The 16,121-nt window shown below is 69.6% G+C and carries 16 protein-coding genes; all 16 read right to left on the reverse strand.

Translation table 11 applies throughout. From position 1 onward, the window contains the following. Positions 1–8 precede the first annotated feature (8 nt). The 16 genes from LSI54_RS10555 to aroC all read right to left on the reverse strand — a co-directional run bounded on the left by LSI54_RS10555 (position 9) and on the right by aroC (position 16,119). Positions 9–1,328, reverse strand: a complete 1,320-nt coding sequence (locus LSI54_RS10555) for a bifunctional phosphopantothenoylcysteine decarboxylase/phosphopantothenate synthase (protein WP_241478334.1) — start codon at positions 1,326–1,328, stop codon at positions 9–11. Positions 1,329–1,415: 87 nt separating this feature from the next. Next, complete coding sequence (gene rpoZ, locus LSI54_RS10560) at positions 1,416–1,679, reverse strand: DNA-directed RNA polymerase subunit omega (RefSeq protein ID WP_036476028.1); 264 nt, start codon at positions 1,677–1,679, stop codon at positions 1,416–1,418. Next, positions 1,676–2,281, reverse strand: coding sequence for a guanylate kinase (gmk, locus tag LSI54_RS10565; RefSeq protein ID WP_241478335.1), 606 nt, complete (start codon positions 2,279–2,281; stop codon positions 1,676–1,678). Before gmk ends, rpoZ begins: the two co-directional genes overlap by 4 nt. Positions 2,282–2,307: 26 nt before the next feature. After that, positions 2,308–2,628 carry an integration host factor, actinobacterial type gene (gene mihF / locus LSI54_RS10570; protein ID WP_241464574.1) on the reverse strand — a complete coding sequence of 107 codons (321 nt, stop codon included), beginning with the start codon at positions 2,626–2,628 and terminating at the stop codon, positions 2,308–2,310. Positions 2,629–2,753: 125 nt separating this feature from the next. Next, positions 2,754–3,689, reverse strand: a complete 936-nt coding sequence (gene pyrF / locus LSI54_RS10575) for an orotidine-5'-phosphate decarboxylase (RefSeq protein WP_241478336.1) — start codon at positions 3,687–3,689, stop codon at positions 2,754–2,756. After that, the gene (gene carB / locus LSI54_RS10580) at positions 3,686–7,072 is read right to left on the reverse strand and encodes a carbamoyl-phosphate synthase large subunit (RefSeq protein WP_241478337.1); all 3,387 of its coding nucleotides are present in this window, start codon (positions 7,070–7,072) and stop codon (positions 3,686–3,688) included. The genes pyrF and carB overlap by 4 nt, the downstream gene beginning before the upstream one ends. After that, positions 7,065–8,393 (reverse strand): glutamine-hydrolyzing carbamoyl-phosphate synthase small subunit, encoded by a 1,329-nt coding sequence (gene carA, locus LSI54_RS10585; RefSeq protein ID WP_241478338.1) that lies wholly within the window; start codon positions 8,391–8,393, stop codon positions 7,065–7,067. Before carA ends, carB begins: the two co-directional genes overlap by 8 nt. Then, entirely contained in the window at positions 8,390–8,971 is a 582-nt protein-coding gene (locus LSI54_RS10590; protein ID WP_241478339.1) for a PH-like domain-containing protein, read from the reverse strand. The genes carA and LSI54_RS10590 overlap by 4 nt, the downstream gene beginning before the upstream one ends. Then, entirely contained in the window at positions 8,968–10,338 is a 1,371-nt protein-coding gene (locus LSI54_RS10595) for a dihydroorotase (RefSeq protein ID WP_241478340.1), read from the reverse strand. Before LSI54_RS10595 ends, LSI54_RS10590 begins: the two co-directional genes overlap by 4 nt. Beyond that, positions 10,335–11,330 carry an aspartate carbamoyltransferase catalytic subunit gene (locus LSI54_RS10600; RefSeq protein WP_241478341.1) on the reverse strand — a complete coding sequence of 332 codons (996 nt, stop codon included), beginning with the start codon at positions 11,328–11,330 and terminating at the stop codon, positions 10,335–10,337. Before LSI54_RS10600 ends, LSI54_RS10595 begins: the two co-directional genes overlap by 4 nt. After that, a complete protein-coding gene (gene pyrR / locus LSI54_RS10605) occupies positions 11,330–11,920 on the reverse strand; it encodes a bifunctional pyr operon transcriptional regulator/uracil phosphoribosyltransferase PyrR (protein ID WP_342357740.1) in 591 nt (196 codons plus the stop codon). The genes LSI54_RS10600 and pyrR overlap by 1 nt, the downstream gene beginning before the upstream one ends. A gap of 129 nt (positions 11,921–12,049) precedes the next feature. Next, on the reverse strand, positions 12,050–12,475 hold the full coding sequence (gene nusB, locus LSI54_RS10610) for a transcription antitermination factor NusB (protein ID WP_241464567.1): 426 nt from the start codon (positions 12,473–12,475) through the stop codon (positions 12,050–12,052). An 8-nt stretch (positions 12,476–12,483) separates the two neighbouring features. Continuing rightward, the gene (efp, locus tag LSI54_RS10615; RefSeq protein WP_207172284.1) at positions 12,484–13,047 is read right to left on the reverse strand and encodes an elongation factor P; all 564 of its coding nucleotides are present in this window, start codon (positions 13,045–13,047) and stop codon (positions 12,484–12,486) included. Positions 13,048–13,157: 110 nt separating this feature from the next. Next, on the reverse strand, positions 13,158–14,315 hold the full coding sequence (gene aroB / locus LSI54_RS10620) for a 3-dehydroquinate synthase (RefSeq protein ID WP_241478342.1): 1,158 nt from the start codon (positions 14,313–14,315) through the stop codon (positions 13,158–13,160). Beyond that, on the reverse strand, positions 14,312–14,872 hold the full coding sequence (locus LSI54_RS10625) for a shikimate kinase (protein ID WP_241478343.1): 561 nt from the start codon (positions 14,870–14,872) through the stop codon (positions 14,312–14,314). The genes aroB and LSI54_RS10625 overlap by 4 nt, the downstream gene beginning before the upstream one ends. Next, entirely contained in the window at positions 14,872–16,119 is a 1,248-nt protein-coding gene (gene aroC, locus LSI54_RS10630) for a chorismate synthase (RefSeq protein WP_241476229.1), read from the reverse strand. The genes LSI54_RS10625 and aroC overlap by 1 nt, the downstream gene beginning before the upstream one ends. Between the last annotated feature and the right edge of the window lie 2 nt (positions 16,120–16,121).

Consider the following 16,121-nt stretch of genomic DNA (forward strand, 5'->3'; position numbering starts at 1 on the left):
AGCGTGCTTCACACGACGTAAGCGGCGGCCGCGGCGATGATCGCCTCGGCGGCCTCATGCTTGGTACCGCGCAGGGTCACCACCGCGGAGCCTTCGACGGTGAGCCTCGGTGGGGTGAGGATGTGGATCTCGGTCTCGTCGCGTCCGAAGACCAGCGTCTCCCCCACCTGGTTGAGCACCAGCAGGTCACAGCCCTTGCGCAGCAGCTTCGCTCGGGCCAGTTCCAGCGGGTCAGCCTCTGCACTGCCGGTCTCCGCCGCGAAGCCGACGATGACGGCCGGCCCGGTTCCTGCGGACCGGCGGTGCTGGACCGTCTCGGCGAGGATGTCGGGGGTCCGCTCCAGCGTGATGACCGGGTTCTCGCCGTCCTCGGTCTTCTTGATCTTCTGCGCGGCGTAGGCGGCCGGGCGGAAGTCGGCGACGGCGGCGGCCATGATCAGCATGTCGGCAGCCGGTGCGGCGCGCTGCACCGCCGCCTGCAGCTGAGCGGCGGTCTCGATGTGCTCCACGGTGATGTTGGGAAGCTGTGCGGGGGGCCGGACGTCCATGGTCCCGGCGATCAGGTGCACCTTCGCGCCTGCGGCCGCGGCGGTCTCGGCCAGGGCCATGCCCTGTTTGCCCGAGGAGCGGTTCCCCAGGTAGCGCACCGGGTCGAGGGGTTCGCGGGTGCCGCCGGCGGTGATGACGACGGTCCGGCCCCGCAGGCGCCCTGGGGTCGGAGCTGCGGCTGGCCCCTGGTCCAGAGCCTGGTCCGGAGCTGAGGCCGAGGCTTCCGGCGTGCCATGTCCGGCCGCACCGTCGATCTCGTGGAGAAGTTCGGTGACCCGGGCGTAGATCTCCTCGGGTTCGGGGAGCCGTCCGGGCCCGGTGTCCTTGCCGGTGAGCCGGCCGACGGCGGGTTCCATGACCTCGATGCCGCGGGTCCGCAGCACCTCGACGTTCTCGGTGGTGGCCGCGCTGTTCCACATCTCGGTGTGCATCGCGGGGACCAGCAGCGTGGGGGCCTCGGAGGCCAGCAGCGTGGTGGTGAGCAGGTCATCGGCCATTCCGGCGCGGGCCCGGGCCAGGAGGTCAGCGGTGGCCGGGGCGACGACGACCAGGTCGGCCTCCTGGCCGAGCCTGACGTGGCGGACCTCGTCGACTCCGGAGAAGACCGAGGTGGTCACCGGACGGCCGCTGATCGCCTCCCAGGTGGCGCGCCCGACGAACTTCTCCGACGCGGGGGTGGGGATCACGTCGACCTGGTGGCCGGCTTCTCGCATGAGTCGCAGGAGGTGGACCGCCTTATAGGCGGCGATGCCGGCACTGACTCCAAGAACGATGCGCATCCGCCCAGATTACCCCGCAGGCCCTGTCGAGGGTGACTGCGGGGTCGGGCCGCTGAGCCGGCAGTGCCGCTGCGCAGCAGATCCTGATCAGGAGGCGGGGTTGACCGCGGGGTGGTTGACCAGCAGGTCTTCGTTGATCTCGCGCAGGGCGATGGACATCGACTTCTCGTTGAGCTTGGTGTCCACCAGCGGTCCCACGTACTCGAAGAGGCCCTCGTGCAGCTGGGCGTAGTACGCGTTGATCTGGCGGGCCCGCTTCGAGGCGAAGAGGACCAGCGAGTACTTCGAGGCGCTCTTCTCCAGGAGGGAGTCGATCGACGGGTAGATGATGCCTTCGGTCTGCTCAGTCACTTGGGGAGATGTCCTTCAGATTGGGGTGATGCATGGGTGAAGCCCATGCGGGCTACAAGTTCGGCTGCGGCACGGTCGAGCTCGTCATTGATGATCGAAACATCGAATTCCTGCTCTGCGGCAAGCTCTATCTTAGCCGTTTCCAGCCTGCGCCGCTGTTCCTCCTCGGATTCGGTGCCGCGTCCGACCAGCCGGGAGACCAGGTCCTCCCACGAGGGGGGTGCCAGGAACACGAACTGCGCCTCGGGCATCGTGGCCCTGACCTGGCGGGCTCCCTGCAGATCGATCTCAAGCAGGACCAGCCTCCCGTCCGTCAGTGCGGCGTCCACGGTGGAGCGCAGGGTGCCGTAGCGGTGCTTCCCGTGCACGGTGGCCCATTCCAGGAACTCGCCGTGCTCGATGAGCTCGTCGAAGCGTGCGGGGTCGATGAAGTGATAGTCGACACCGTCCACCTCGCTCGGGCGCGGCTCGCGGGTGGTCGCGGAGACCGAGAAGTGCACCTCGGGATAGTGGGTGCGGATGAATCGGCTCAGCGTCGACTTGCCGACGGAGGTCGGTCCGGCGAGCACGGTGACGGCGGGACTGCCGGGGACTGCTGACAATGCACTGGCTCCTTGGGCTGGGATGGTCAGCCCAATTCTGCCAGATACTCCTTCAAGGCTCGTCGCTGCTTGACCCCGAGTCCGCCGAGTCGGCGGTTCACCGAGATCCCCAGGTCCTCCAGCGCCTTGGTGGCGGTGACGCGACCGACCCCGGGGAGGGACTCCAGCAGCTCGAGCGTCTTCAGCCGAGCCACCGCCTCGGAGCTGGAAGCGCGTTCGAGGACCTCGTCGAAGCCGATGCCCCCGTTGCCGAACTCCTTCTTGAGCTGGGCCCGTTCGACGCGGGCGGCCAGTGCCTTGCGACGGGCGGTGTCCCGCTCTTCCTTGGTCAGTTCTCGCAGTGCCACGATTCTCCCCCAACGTCCGTGGTGCAGTCGCTCGGGACGGTTGTCAGCCGACAGCACCAGGTGATATTGAGCAGAATCTAGTGGCTGGGCGGTCGAACATCAATAGAGAACGGCCTGGCGAGTTCTCAGCCCAGATCCGCCTTCGCCAGTTCAATGGCCCTGGTCAGAGAATCCGGGTCCGGCCCCTGACCCAGGATCCCGCGGGAGGAGTTCACCAGGACCTGTTCGGCGTAGCGCTCACCGAAGCCTGCGCGCAGCGCCTCGGCGTCGGCGCCCTGCGCCCCGTAGCCCGGTGCCAGCAGCGGCATCCGGCCAGCTCCGAGGTCGATCCCGTGTTCGACGGCGAGCCCCGCCGTCGTCGCTCCGACGACGAGCCCGATGCTGCCCAGCCCAACGGCTGCGCCGACCTCAGCGCCCACCCCGGAGCGGGTCTCTCCGGCTGCTCCGGCTGCGGGTGCGGTCTGGGCCAGCGCCGCGGAGGCGGCCGCCGCCTCGGCGGCGATCTGCCCGGCCACGGTGACGCCCCGGGCGTCGCGCGCGAGCTGAACCTGCTGGCCCTCCGGGTTCGAGGTCAGCGCCAGCACGAAGAGTCCGGCCCGGTGCCGGGCGGCGGCGTCGATCGCTGGCTGCAGCGAGCCGAAGCCCAGGTAGGGGCTCACGGTGAGCGCATCGGCCCCGAAGTCCGCATCCGGGTCCAGCCAGGCCTCTGCGTAGCCGGCCATGGTGGAGCCGATGTCTCCGCGCTTGGCGTCGGCGATCACCAGCAGCCCGGCGGCGCGGGCCTGGTGCTGGACTTCGCTGAGCACCTGCATGCCGGAGACCCCGAAGCGTTCGAAGAACGCCACCTGGGGCTTGAGCACGCCGACCCGACCGGCACAGGCTTCGAGCACCCGGGCGCTGAACTCGCGCAGCCCGGCGGCGTCCTGGGTGAGCCCCCAGTCGGTGAGGAGCTGCGGATGCGGGTCCAGACCCACGCAGAGCCTGCCGTGGGCGCTCATCGCCGCCGCGAGCCGTCCGCCGAAGGGCATCCCGGCGGACTGGCCCGCGAGGCTGGAGGTCATGCCCCGGCCTGCCTCGCCGGCTTGCGCTGGACATCCTGCTTGCGCTGGTCGGCCTGTCTGGCCAGTTCGGCCTGGTTCAGCCGCTCGGCCTGCTTCAGTCGCTCGGCGTGCTCCTGCAGCGAGGCCACCGACCAGCTGAACTGGCCCAGCGCCTCGATGGCCTGCACGGCCGCGCCGAACTCGGCCACGGTGGTGATGACCGGGGTGCCCACCGAGGTGGCGGCGGCGCGGATCTCGTAACCGTCGCTGCGGGCGTTCCCGCCGGAGGGGGTGTTGATGATCAGCGCGATCTCCCCGCTCTCCACCCGTTCCAGGATGGTGCCGCCCTGCGTCTCGGCGTCGGCGATCTTCGCCACCGTGGTGGTCTCGACCCCGTTGCGGCGCAGCACATCGGCGGTGCCTCCTGTGGAGACGATGGAGAAGCCCAGGTCGGCCAGGCGCTTGACCGGCATGATGATCGCTCGCTTGTCCCGATTGGCCACCGAGACGAAGACGTTGCCGGAGGTGGGCAGCGGGTTGTTCGCCGCCTGCTGGGCCTTGGCGAAGGCGGTGTCGAAATGCTTGTCGATGCCCATCACCTCGCCGGTGGAGCGCATCTCCGGGCCGAGCAGGGAATCGACCACGCGTCCCTCGGGGGTGCGGAAGCGGGCGAAGGGCAGCACCGCCTCCTTCACCGAGACCGGCGCGCCCGGGGGCAGCTCGGAGCCGTCCCCGGTGGCCGGCAGCAGGCCGGAGAGCCTGTGGCCCGAGCCTGCGCGCAGCTGCGCGATGGCCACCCCGGTGCCGATGTGCGCCGCGGCCTTGGCCATCTGCACCCCGGTGGCCTTGGAGACGAACGGCACGGTGCGGGAGGCGCGCGGGTTGGCCTCGATCACGTAGAGGATGTCGGAGGCCAGGGCGAACTGGATGTTGATCAGCCCCTTCACCCCCACCCCCTCGGCGATGACCCGGGTGGCGACCCGGACGCGTTCGAGCACGTCAGGGCCCAGGGTGATCGGGGGCAGCACGCAGGCGGAGTCGCCGGAGTGGATCCCTGCCTCCTCGATGTGTTCCATGATGCCGCCCACGTAGAGCTGTTCGCCGTCGTAGAGGGCGTCCACGTCGACCTCGATCGCGTCCTCGAGGAACCGGTCCACCAGCACCGGGTGCTCCGGGGTGACCTCGGTGGCGTTGGCGATGTAGCGCTCCAGGCCGGGCTCGTCGTAGACGATCTCCATGCCGCGTCCGCCGAGCACGTAGCTGGGCCGGACCAGCACCGGGTATCCGATGCTGTCGGCGACCTTCTTGGCGTCCTCGAAGCTCACTGCGGTGCCGTTCTTCGGCGCGATCAGCCCGCCGCGCTGGAGCACCTGGTCGAACTCTCCACGGTCCTCGGCGAGGTCGATCGCCTCCGGGGAGGTGCCCAGGATGGTCACCCCGGCGTCGGCGAGCTGCTGGGCGAGCTTCAGCGGGGTCTGCCCGCCGAGCTGGACGAAGACCCCGGCCACTCCCCCGCTGCGCTCCTCGGCCGCGATGACCTCGAGCACGTCTTCCAGCGTGAGCGGCTCGAAGTAGAGCCGGGTGGAGACGTCGTAGTCGGTGGAGACGGTCTCGGGATTGCAGTTGACCATCACGGTCTCATAGCCGGCCTCGCGCAGCGCCATGGTGGCGTGCACGCAGGAGTAGTCGAACTCGATGCCCTGTCCGATCCGGTTGGGCCCGGAGCCCAGGATGATCACCGAGGGCTGATCGTGGTGCACGATCTCGTCCTCGAGGTCATAGGAGGAGTAGTGGTACGGGGTGAAGGCTTCGAACTCGGCGGCGCAGGTGTCCACGGTCTTGTAGACGGGGCGGATCCCCAGCGCGTGACGGACTCCGCGGACCACCGCGGCGTCCATGTGCCGCAGCGCGCCGATCTGTTCGTCGGAGAAGCCGTGCCGCTTGGCCAGGCGCAGCGCGGCGACGTCGAGCTCAGGCGCAGCTGCCACCGCCATCGCGGTCTCGTTGATCAGCTGGAGCTGATCCAGGTACCAGGGGTCGATCCAGGTGATCTCATGGACCGCCTCGATCGAAGCCCCGGAGAGCAGCGCCCGCTGGACCTGGTGGAGCCGCTCGGTGGTCGCTGTGGCCATCTTCTCGAGCAGCTCTTCGAGCTCTTCCGGGTCGGCGACGGTGAAGTCGAACTCGCTGCCGCGCTGTTCCAGGGAGCGCAGCGCCTTCTGCATGGCCTCGGTGAAGTTGCGCCCGAAGGCCATCGCCTCGCCCACGGACTTCATCGTGGTGGTCAGCGTGGGGTCCGCGGCGGGGAACTTCTCGAAGGCGAAGCGCGGGACCTTCACCACCACATAGTCCAGCACCGGCTCGAAGCTGGCCGGGGTCTTCTTGGTGATGTCATTGGGGATCTCGTCCAAGGTGTAGCCCAGGGCCAGCTTGGTGGCGATCTTGGCGATCGCGAAGCCGGTGGCCTTCGAGGCCAGAGCCGAGGAGCGCGAGACCCGCGGGTTCATCTCGATGACGACGACGCGACCGGTCCCGGGCTCGATGGCGAACTGGATGTTGCAGCCACCGGTGGCCACCCCGACCTCGCGGATCACGTTGATGGAGATGTCGCGCAGCCGCTGGTACTCGCGGTCGGTCAGGGTCATGGCCGGAGCCACCGTGATGGAGTCGCCGGTGTGCACCCCCACCGGGTCGAAGTTCTCGATGGAGCAGACCACGACCACGTTGTCCTTGGAGTCGCGCATCATCTCCAGCTCGTACTCCTTCCAGCCCAGGATGGACTCCTCCAGGAGCACCTCGGTGGTCGGCGAATATTGCAGGCCGGCGCCGGCGATCCGGTGCAGGTCCGTCTCGTTGTACGCCAGCCCGGAGCCCAGTCCGCCCATGGTGAAGGAGGGGCGCACCACCATCGGGTAGCCCAGCTGCTCGGCGGCGACCAGCGCCTCCGCCATGGAGTGCACGATCAGCGACTTGGCGGACTCGGCGCCGCAGCGCTCCACCACGCCCTTGAACTTCTGCCGGTCCTCGCCGAGCTCGATGGCGGCGATGTTCGCCCCGATCAGCTCGACGCCGAACTTGTCCAGCACGCCGTCCTTGTCCAGCGCGATCGCGGTGTTAAGCGCGGTCTGCCCGCCGAGGGTGGGCAGCAGCGCGTCGGGGCGCTCCTTCTCGATGATCTTCGCGACCACCTCGGGGCTGATCGGCTCCACGTAGGTGGCGTCGGCGAACTCCGGGTCGGTCATGATGGTGGCCGGGTTGGAGTTGACCAGGATGACCCGCAGGCCCTCCTCCTTGAGCACTCGCAGGGCCTGGGTGCCGGAGTAGTCGAACTCGGCGGCCTGTCCGATCACGATCGGGCCGGAGCCGATGACCATGACGGACTTGAGGTCTTGACGCTTAGGCATTGAGTGGGTTCCCTCCACGGGTCTCAGTGTCGGTGGTGGTCACGGTGTGGGTGGTGGTCTCAGTGTCGGCGGCAGTGACGGTGTCGGCGCCGGTCTTGGTGCGCGCGGCGGTCATCAGCTCGACGAAGCGGTCGAAGAGGTAGGCCGAGTCATGCGGGCCGGCGGCGGCCTCGGGGTGGTACTGGACGCTGAAGGCTGGGATGTCGAGGCAGCGCAGGCCTTCCACGACGCCGTCGTTGAGGCTGGAGTGGCTCACCTCGACCCGGCCGAAGCGGTCCTGCGGGGCGGTGACCACCTCGCCCACGGGCGCGTCCACGGCGAAGCCGTGGTTCTGCGAGGTGATCTCGACCTTGCCGGTGGCGTGGTCCATCACCGGCTGGTTGATCCCGCGGTGGCCGAAGGGCAGCTTGTACGTGCCGAAGCCCAGCGCCCGGCCCAGGATCTGGTTGCCGAAGCAGATCCCGAAGAACGGGGTCCTGGCGTCGAGCACCTCGCGCAGCAGCCCGATCTGGTTCGCCGCGGTGGCGGGATCTCCGGGCCCGTTGGAGAGGAAGACCCCGTCGGGGTCCAGCGCCTCGATCTCGGCGAAGCTGCTGGCGGCGGGGAGCACATGCACCCGCAGTCCGCGTTCGGCCATCCGCACCGGGGTCATGGTCTTGATGCCGAGGTCGATGGCGGCCACGGTGGCGACGACGCCCTGGGTCCAGCCGTGGTCGCGGGGCTCGATCACATAGGCCGTGTCGGTGGAGACCTCTTCGGCCAGGCGCGCGCCGGCCATCGAGGGCTGGGCCTTCACCTCGGCGACCAGCTCAGCGACCGGCCGGGCGGCCTGGTCGCCGGAGAAGATCCCAGCCTTCATCGATCCTGCGCTGCGCAGGTGCCGGGTGATCGCCCGGGTGTCGACGTCCTTGATGCCGATGATCTCCTGGGAGCTGAGCTCCTCGTCCAGGGTGCGCCGGGAGCGCCAGTTCGAGGGGCGGCGGGCGGCGTCGCGCACCACATAGCCGGCGACCCAGATCTTGCGGGACTCGGCGTCCTCGTCGTTGATCCCGGTGTTGCCGATGTGCGGGGCGGTCTGCACCACGATCTGGCGGGCGTAGGAGGGGTCGGTGAGCGTCTCCTGGTAGCCGGTCATCCCGGTGGCGAAGACCGCCTCACCCAGGCGTGCGCCCTGGGCGCCGTAGGCGGAGCCGTGGTGCACGGTGCCGTCCTCGAGGACCAGCAGCGCGGGCGCCGAGGTCGGCGTCGAGGCCGGTGACTGTGTCGGTGTGGACGCCGGCGCCCGGGTCGGGGCCTGTGTGGCGGAGTTGTGGTGTGTCATGAAGGTGTTGACTCCTCGTCGGAGGGACGGATGACGGATGTGAGCTCGTCGAGGAGCTCCTGGTGGGCTTCTGCGTGCCGGGCTCTGAAGGCGGTCTCCACGGGCTCCTCGCCGAGCCGCCAGCCGATGATGATGGCGCCGTCGCGTTCGACGAACTTGCCCACCACTCCCCGGTCGGTGCGCACGTGGTCCAGCGCCGTGGCGGAGATCAGGAAGTTCGGCGCCCCGGAGCGGAAGACGGCGATGCCCTGCTCGTGGACCTCGACGCGTCCGTTGGTGCGCACGCCAAGTCCGTGGACGGCGACCCGGTCGAGGTAGTCACCGGCCTTCACGGTGCCGATGACCATGCCCTCGGCGGCGGCGCGCGGCTGGGCCTCGAACAGCTCGGCGGGGACCTGGTCCGGCACCGGAAGTCCGCGCTGGCGGCGTTGGCGTCCGCGCCAGCCGAGCCAGAGCAGGCCCAGCAGCACCGCGATGATGCCCAGCGCGATCCACAGATAGGACAGGTAGGTGCCGGTCATGTCCGCGGCGGTCGTGGCAAGGGTCGTGGGCGGGATCGTGGGAAGCTGCACCGTCATGACTGCACCTGCGACTCTTCCGCCGCGCGCGCCGCGGCCTCGCTCAGCGGGCTGTTGAGCTCGCCGTCGAGCACCACCGGGTGCCCCTGCAGGAAGGTCGCGCGCACCGCGCCGGGCAGCTCCATCCCGCGGAAGGGCGAGTTCCGACCCTTGCTGGCGTGGCCGGCGGGGTCCACGGTCTGGGTCGCGCTCGCGTCCACCAGGATCAGGTTGGCGGGCTCGCCGGGCTTCAGCGGTCGCCCCTGGTGGGCGTGGCGGTAGATCTGCGCCGGCTTGATCGAGGTGACCTCGGCGAAGCGTCGCCAGCCCATGAGCCCGGTGGAGATCATCGTCTTGATGACCACCGGCAGCGCGGTCTCCAGCCCGGTCATGCCCATGGCCGCGGCGGACCATTCACATTCCTTGGCCTGGGTGGGGTGCGGGGCGTGGTCGGTGCCGATGATGTCGATGGTGCCGTCGGCGAGGCCGGCGCGCAGCGCCTCGACGTCGGCGCCGGTGCGCAGCGGCGGGTTGACCTTGTACACCGGGTCATAGCCGCGGACCAGCTCGTCGGTGAGCAGCAGGTGGTGCGGGGTGACCTCCGCGGTGACGTCGATGCCGCGCTCCTTGGCCCAGCGGATGATCTCCACCGAGCCGGCGGTGGAGACGTGGCAGATGTGCAGCCTCGAGCCCACATGCTGGGCCAGCAGCACGTCGCGGGCGATGATGGACTCCTCGGCCACGGCGGGCCAGCCGGGCAGTCCCAGGACCGCGGAGACGTCGCCCTCGTTCATCTGCGCGCCCTCGGTGAGCAGCGGCTCCTGGGCGTGCTGGGCGATGAACCCGTCCACGGTCTTCACGTACTCCAGCGCCCGGCGCATCAGCACCGGGTTGTGCACGCACATCCCGTCGTCGGAGAACATCCTCACCTGCGCGGAGGACTCCGCCATGGCCCCGAGCTCGGCGAGTCGTTCGCCGGCGAGTCCGACCGTGACGGCGCCGACCGGGTAGACCTCGGTCCAGCCGGAGGCTCGGCCGAGCCGGTGCACCTGCTCGACGACGCCGGCGGAGTCCGCCACCGGGGAGGAGTTCGCCATCGCGTGGACCGCGGTGAAGCCGCCCTTGGCGGCGGCGCGGCTGCCGGTCTCCACGGTCTCGGCGTCCTCCCGGCCGGGCTCGCGCAGATGGGTGTGCAGGTCCACCATGCCCGGGAGCATGATCAGTCCCGCCGCCTCGATGGTGGTGACCTCCTGCAGCTGCTCGGCCTGAATCCGGGCGTCGGGTCCGACGGCGGCGATCCGGCCATCCGCGATGAGCACGTCCTCGGGCGCCTCGCCGTAGGGCAGGGCCCCCAGGATCAGGGTGGCGGCGGTGGGGGTGCTTCTCATGCGGTGTTCCTCTCTGAGCTGCTCAGCAGCAGGTGCAGCACGGCCATGCGGACGGAGACTCCGTGGGAGACCTGGTCCAGGACCTGGTTCATCGGGGAGTCGGCGGCGGCGGCGGAGATCTCGACTCCGCGGTTCATCGGTCCCGGGTGCAGGATCATAGGTCGCTGCCCGGCGGCTCCGCGGTGGGCTTCGAGCCGGGCCAGCCGCTCATCGGTGAGGCCCCAGCGGCGGGTGTACTCGGCGGCGGTCGGGAAGTAGGCGCCGCCCATCCGCTCGGCCTGGACCCGCAGCATCATGATCGCGTCGGGGCCGGCCTCCGGGCCGGAGCCCAGCGCCTCGTCGAGGCTGTAGTACACGCTCACCGGCCATTTCTCCACGCCCACCGGCAGCAGCGTGGCCGGGGCGACTAGGCCGACGTCGGCGCCCAAGGTGCGCAGCAGCCAGATGTTGGAGCGGGCCACCCGGGAGTGCAGGATGTCTCCGACGATCAATACCCGCATCCCGGTCAGGTCGGTGCCGCGCGGGTACTGGCCCTGGGCGGCGGACCAGCCGCGGCGCAGGGTCAGCGCGTCGAGCAGCGCCTGGGTGGGGTGTTCGTGGGTGCCGTCGCCGGCGTTGATGACCGCGCAGTCGGTCCAGTCCGAGGCGGCGAGCTGCGCGGCAGCGCCGGAGGCCCAGTGCCGCATCACGATCGCGTCTGCGCCGATGGCCTCCAGGGTCTGCACGGTGTCCTTCAGCGACTCCCCCTTCGAGACCGAGGAGCCCTTGGCGGAGAAGTTCATGACGTCTGCGGAGAGTCGTTTGGCGGCGGCCTCGAAGGAGATCCGGGTGCGGGTGGAGTCCTCGAAGAAGAGGTTCACCACGGTGCGACCGCGCAGGGTGGGCAGCTTCTTGACCTCGCGGGTGGAGACGGCGGCCATCTCCTCGGCGGTGTCGAGGATGCTCAGCGCCTGCGCGTGGCTGAGATCGGCGGTGGAGAGCAGATGTCGCATCAGCGCTCACCCGCCTGGGACGCGCGGCCGCGCTGGATGACCACGGCCTCCTCGCTGCGGGGCACACGATCGACCTCGTCGAGGAGCACCGAGACGCGTTCGTCGCGGGAGGTCGGGAGGTTCTTGCCGACATGGTCCGAGCGGATCGGCAGTTCGCGGTGGCCGCGGTCCACCAGCACGGCGAGCCGGACGACGGCGGGGCGGCCAAGCGCCTGCAGGGCGTCCAGGGCGGCGCGCACGGTCCGTCCGGAGTAGAGCACGTCATCGACCAGGACCACTGTGGCGCCGTCGATCCCGGCGCCGGGGATCTTGGTGGGTTCGGGGGTGCGGGCCCCGTGGGCGCGCAGGTCATCGCGGTAGAGCGTGATGTCCAGGGAGCCGATGGCCTGTTCGGGATCGAAGGCTGGATCGATCCGGGCCAGCCGTTCACCCAGGCGGCGGGCCAGGATGGTTCCGCGGCGTGGGATGCCGAGCAGCAGGAGACCTTCGACTCCGCGGTGGGATTCGACGATCTCGTGGGCTATGCGCGTGAGCGCCCGGTCCATGTCGGAGGCGGACATCACGTGAGAGGTCTCGGGTGAGCGTGTCACCGTACGACTCCTTCCTCGCCTCACTGGACGATGTTTAAAGGAAGTCTGAATCTTCAGTTATGGCCTGCGCCGCCGCACCGCGGTGCAGCTGCTCGAGCCGTGCTGCGGCGCTGAGCTGAAGCGCCGCGTTCACTCTACGTCATCAACCTCGACCAGCGTGGGCTTGAGCACCTGGATCCTGCCGAGCAGTCCGTTGACGAAGCTGGGCGAGTCATCGGTGGAGAGCTCCTTGACCAGCGTCACGGCCTCGGAGACCGCCACATTGTCGGGGATCTCGTTGTTGCACAGCAGCTCCCAGGCGCCGATGCGCAGCGCCATCAGGTCCACCCGCGGCATCCGTTCAAGCGTCCAGCCGCGCGCGTAGGTGGCCAGGATCTCGTCGATGTGCTCCTGTTCGGACTTCACACCGTCGATGAGCTCGAGGACGTATTCGTTGACGATCAGGTCCGCGCGCTCGCGGCGGACCCGCAGGACCTCGAAGGGGTCCATGTCTCGCTGTTCGGCCTCGAAGAGGATCTCGAGGGCCCGGCGGCGGGCTTTGCTTCGCTTTGCCACTGGAGGGATCAGTCCGTGACTCGGCCGAGGTATGCGGAGGTGCGGGTGTCGACCTTCACGCGGGTGCCCTGGTCCACGAACAGCGGGACCTGGATCTCGTGTCCGGTCTCCAGCGTGGCGGACTTGGTGCCGGCGTTGGAGCGGTCACCCTGCAGGCCCGGCTCGGTGTAGGTGATCTCCAGGACGACCGAGGGGGGCAGGTCGAGGTAGAGCGGGGTGCCGTCATGCAGGGCGATGGTCACCTCGTGGGACTCCAGCAGAAAGTTCGCGGCGTCGCCGACCACCGTGGCGGGCACGGTGATCTGGTCATAGTCGCGCAGGTCCATGAAGACGAAGTCCTCACCGTCCTGGTAGAGGTACTGGTAGTTGGAGCGGTCGACCGTGGCGAACTCCACCTTGGCGCCGGCGTTGAACGTCTTGTCCACGGCCTTGCCGGTGCGGATGTTCTTCAGCTTGGTGCGAACGAACGCACCGCCCTTGCCCGGCTTGACGTGCTGGAACTCGAGCGTGTTCCACAGCTGTCCCTCCATCTTGAGGACGGAGCCGTTCTTGATGTCGTTCGAGCTGGCCACAATCTGCCTTTCCTGGGTCGTGGGGGCATGGAGTGTTGTGCACAGCGAATGCTGGACGCCATGGTCGCTCCACGCGGCGCCAAACGATTCTACAGGCTCGAGCGCTGGCTTCAGAGCGAGATCATGCTGCCCGTCTCCGGCTGGGCGATCTCCTGGTAGGTGGCGAAGAGGATCGAGGCGTCCGGGATCTCCACGGTGACCGGCTGCCCCTGACCATTGAGCAGCACGAACCGCAGCTGGTCGCCGCGGTTCTTCTTGTCCCGGCGGATGCCTTCGAGCAGCTGGCTCCAGCGGTCATCGCGGTAGGTGGTGGGCAGCCCGAGCAGGTTCAGCACGGCGTGGTGACGGTCCGCAGTGGCGTCATCGAGTCGGCCCAGGCTGCGCCCGAGCTCGGCGGCGAAGATCATGCCCACCGAGATGGCCGCGCCGTGGCGCCACTGGTAGCGCTCGGCGAGTTCGATGGCGTGGCCCAGGGTGTGGCCATAGTTCAGCGACTCGCGGATGCCGGATTCGAGCATGTCCGCACCCACCACCTTGGCCTTGACCGCTACGGCGCGCTCGATGAGCTCGCGGATCTGCCAGGAGTGCGGGTTCTGCGCCTGTTCCGGGCTGGCTTCGATGATGTCGAGGATCCGCTCGTCGGCGATGAATCCACATTTCACGACCTCGGCGAGTCCGGCGACCAGCTCGTTGCGGGGCAGGGTGAGCAGCGTGTCCAGATCGGCGAGCACTCCGGCGGGCTGGTGGAAGGAGCCGACCAGGTTCTTGCCCTCGGAGGTGTTGATCCCGGTCTTCCCGCCCACAGCGGCGTCGACCATGCCCAGCAGCGTGGTGGGCATGTGGACCACGCGGATGCCGCGCAGCCAGGTCGCGGCCACGAAGCCGGCGGCATCGGTCACCGCGCCCCCGCCGACGGCGACGATCGCGTCGGAGCGGGTGAAGTCGTTCTGCCCCAGGACCTGCCAGCAGAACGCGGCGACCTGGATGTGCTTGCCCTCCTCGGCGTCCGGGATCTCGGCGACCAGCGCCTGATACCCGGCCTTCTCGAGGTCCTCGCGGACCACGTCGCCGGTGGCGCGCAGCGCCCGGGGGTGGATCACCAGCACCCGTTCGGCCTGTGGGCCGACGAGCCCGGGCAGCCGGGAGAGCAGCCCGTTGCCGATGATGACGTCGTAGCCCAGCTCTTGACCGCCGGTGCCCGCGCCCTCCCCGACGGTGATGATGGTGGGTTCAGGGGCGGAAGCCTCGGTCTCGGCCTGGTGGCTCATACGCTTGGATCTCTCCTGGAGGTGGTGTTGAGGGCTCGCACGATGTGGTCGACTCGCACGTCGATGTGCGCATCGTCCGGGCTCATGACGATATCAGCGCAGTCTCGGTAGATCTGCTCGCGTTCGGCATAGATGCGCTTCCAGGCCTGCACCGGGTGCGCGCCGAGGATCGGCCGGCTGGAGCCGTCCCCCAGGCGCAGCGCGGCCTGGTCCTCGGTGAGATCCAGCATGATCACCAGCTGGTCGAGGAGGAGTCCGCGGGTGTCGGCGCTGAGCACCGCTCCCCCGCCGAGGCTGATCACCGAGGGGCGTGGGGAGTCGAGCAGCTCGGCCACGATGCTGCGCTCCTCGGCCCGAAAGGCGTCCTCCCCGTGCAGCGAGAAGTACTCCGGGATGGATCCGTGGCGGGCGACGAAGAAGTGATCGCTGTCCACGTGCGGCCGGTGCAGCCGGCGGGCCAGGGCGGCACCGACGGTGGACTTCCCGGAGCCCATCGGCCCGATCAGCACGATGTTGCGGCCGTCGCCTCGCTGCTCGGCGGCTGCGGGTTGGCGCATCAGTCTTGCATCGCGGCGGGGGCCTGCAGCGGGTCTCCGTCCGCACCGGCGCCCGAGGGGTCGCCGCCGAGCTCGGGGAGGTGGTCGAGATAGCTGCGCAGGTTGCGCTGCACCTCGCTCACCGAGTCCCCGCCGAACTTCTCCAGCACGGCTTCGGCGATGACCAGGGCCACCATGGCCTCCGCCACGACGCCGGCCGCCGGGACGGCGCAGACGTCGGAGCGCTGGTGGTGGGCGGTGGTCTGCTCGCCGGTGGCGGTGTCCACGGTGCGCAGCGCGCGCGGCACGGTGGCGATGGGCTTCATCCCGGCGCGGACCCGCAGCGGGCCGCCGATGCTCATGCCGCCTTCGATGCCGCCGGCGCGGTTGGAGGTGCGCGCGATCTGCCCGTGCTCGTCCAGGGTGATCTCGTCGTGGGCGGCCGAGCCGCGGCGTCGGGTGGTCTCGAAGCCGTCGCCGACCTCCACGCCCTTGATGGCCTGGATGCCCATGAGCGCTCCGGCCAGGCGTGAATCCAGCCGTCGGTCCCAGTGCACATAGCTGCCCAGGCCCGGGGGAAGTCCCTCCACGACCACTTCGACGACGCCGCCGAGGGTCTCCCCCGCGCGGTGGGCGTCGTCGACCTCGGCGACCATCCGTTCGGAGGTCTCCGCGTCGAAGCAGCGCAGCGGGTCGGCGTCCAGGGCTTGTGCATCGGCGGCGCGGGGCAGCGGGGCGTCGGCGGGGATCTGCACCGGGCCGATGGCGGTGGTGTGCGAGACCGTGGTGATCCCGAGCTCGCTCAGGAAGGACTGGGCGGCCGCACCGAGGGCGACGCGGGTGGCGGTCTCCCGCGCCGAGGCGCGTTCCAGGACCGGGCGGGCCTCGCTGAAGCCGTACTTCTGCATGCCGGTGTAGTCGGCGTGACCTGGGCGGGGGCGGGTCAGCGGGGCGTTGCGGGCGAGGTGCTCCAGCTCGGCGGGGTCCACCGGGTCGGCTGACATGACCTTCTCCCACTTGGGCCACTCGGTGTTGCCGACCTCGATGGTCAGCGGTCCGCCGATGGTGACGCCGTGGCGCACGCCGGCCAGCAGCGCGACCTGGTCCTGTTCGAACTTCATCCGGGCTCCGCGGCCGTACCCGAGACGGCGGCGGGCGAGCTTCTCCTGCACCGCGTCGGTGCTCAGCGTGACGCCGGCGGGAAGCCCTTCCAGGATTCCGACGAGGGATTTGCCGTGTGATTCTCCGGAAGTGAGCCAGCGCAACATGG

The sequence above is a fragment of the Nesterenkonia sp. AY15 genome (assembly GCF_022565855.1).
Lineage (GTDB): Bacteria > Actinomycetota > Actinomycetes > Actinomycetales > Micrococcaceae > Nesterenkonia.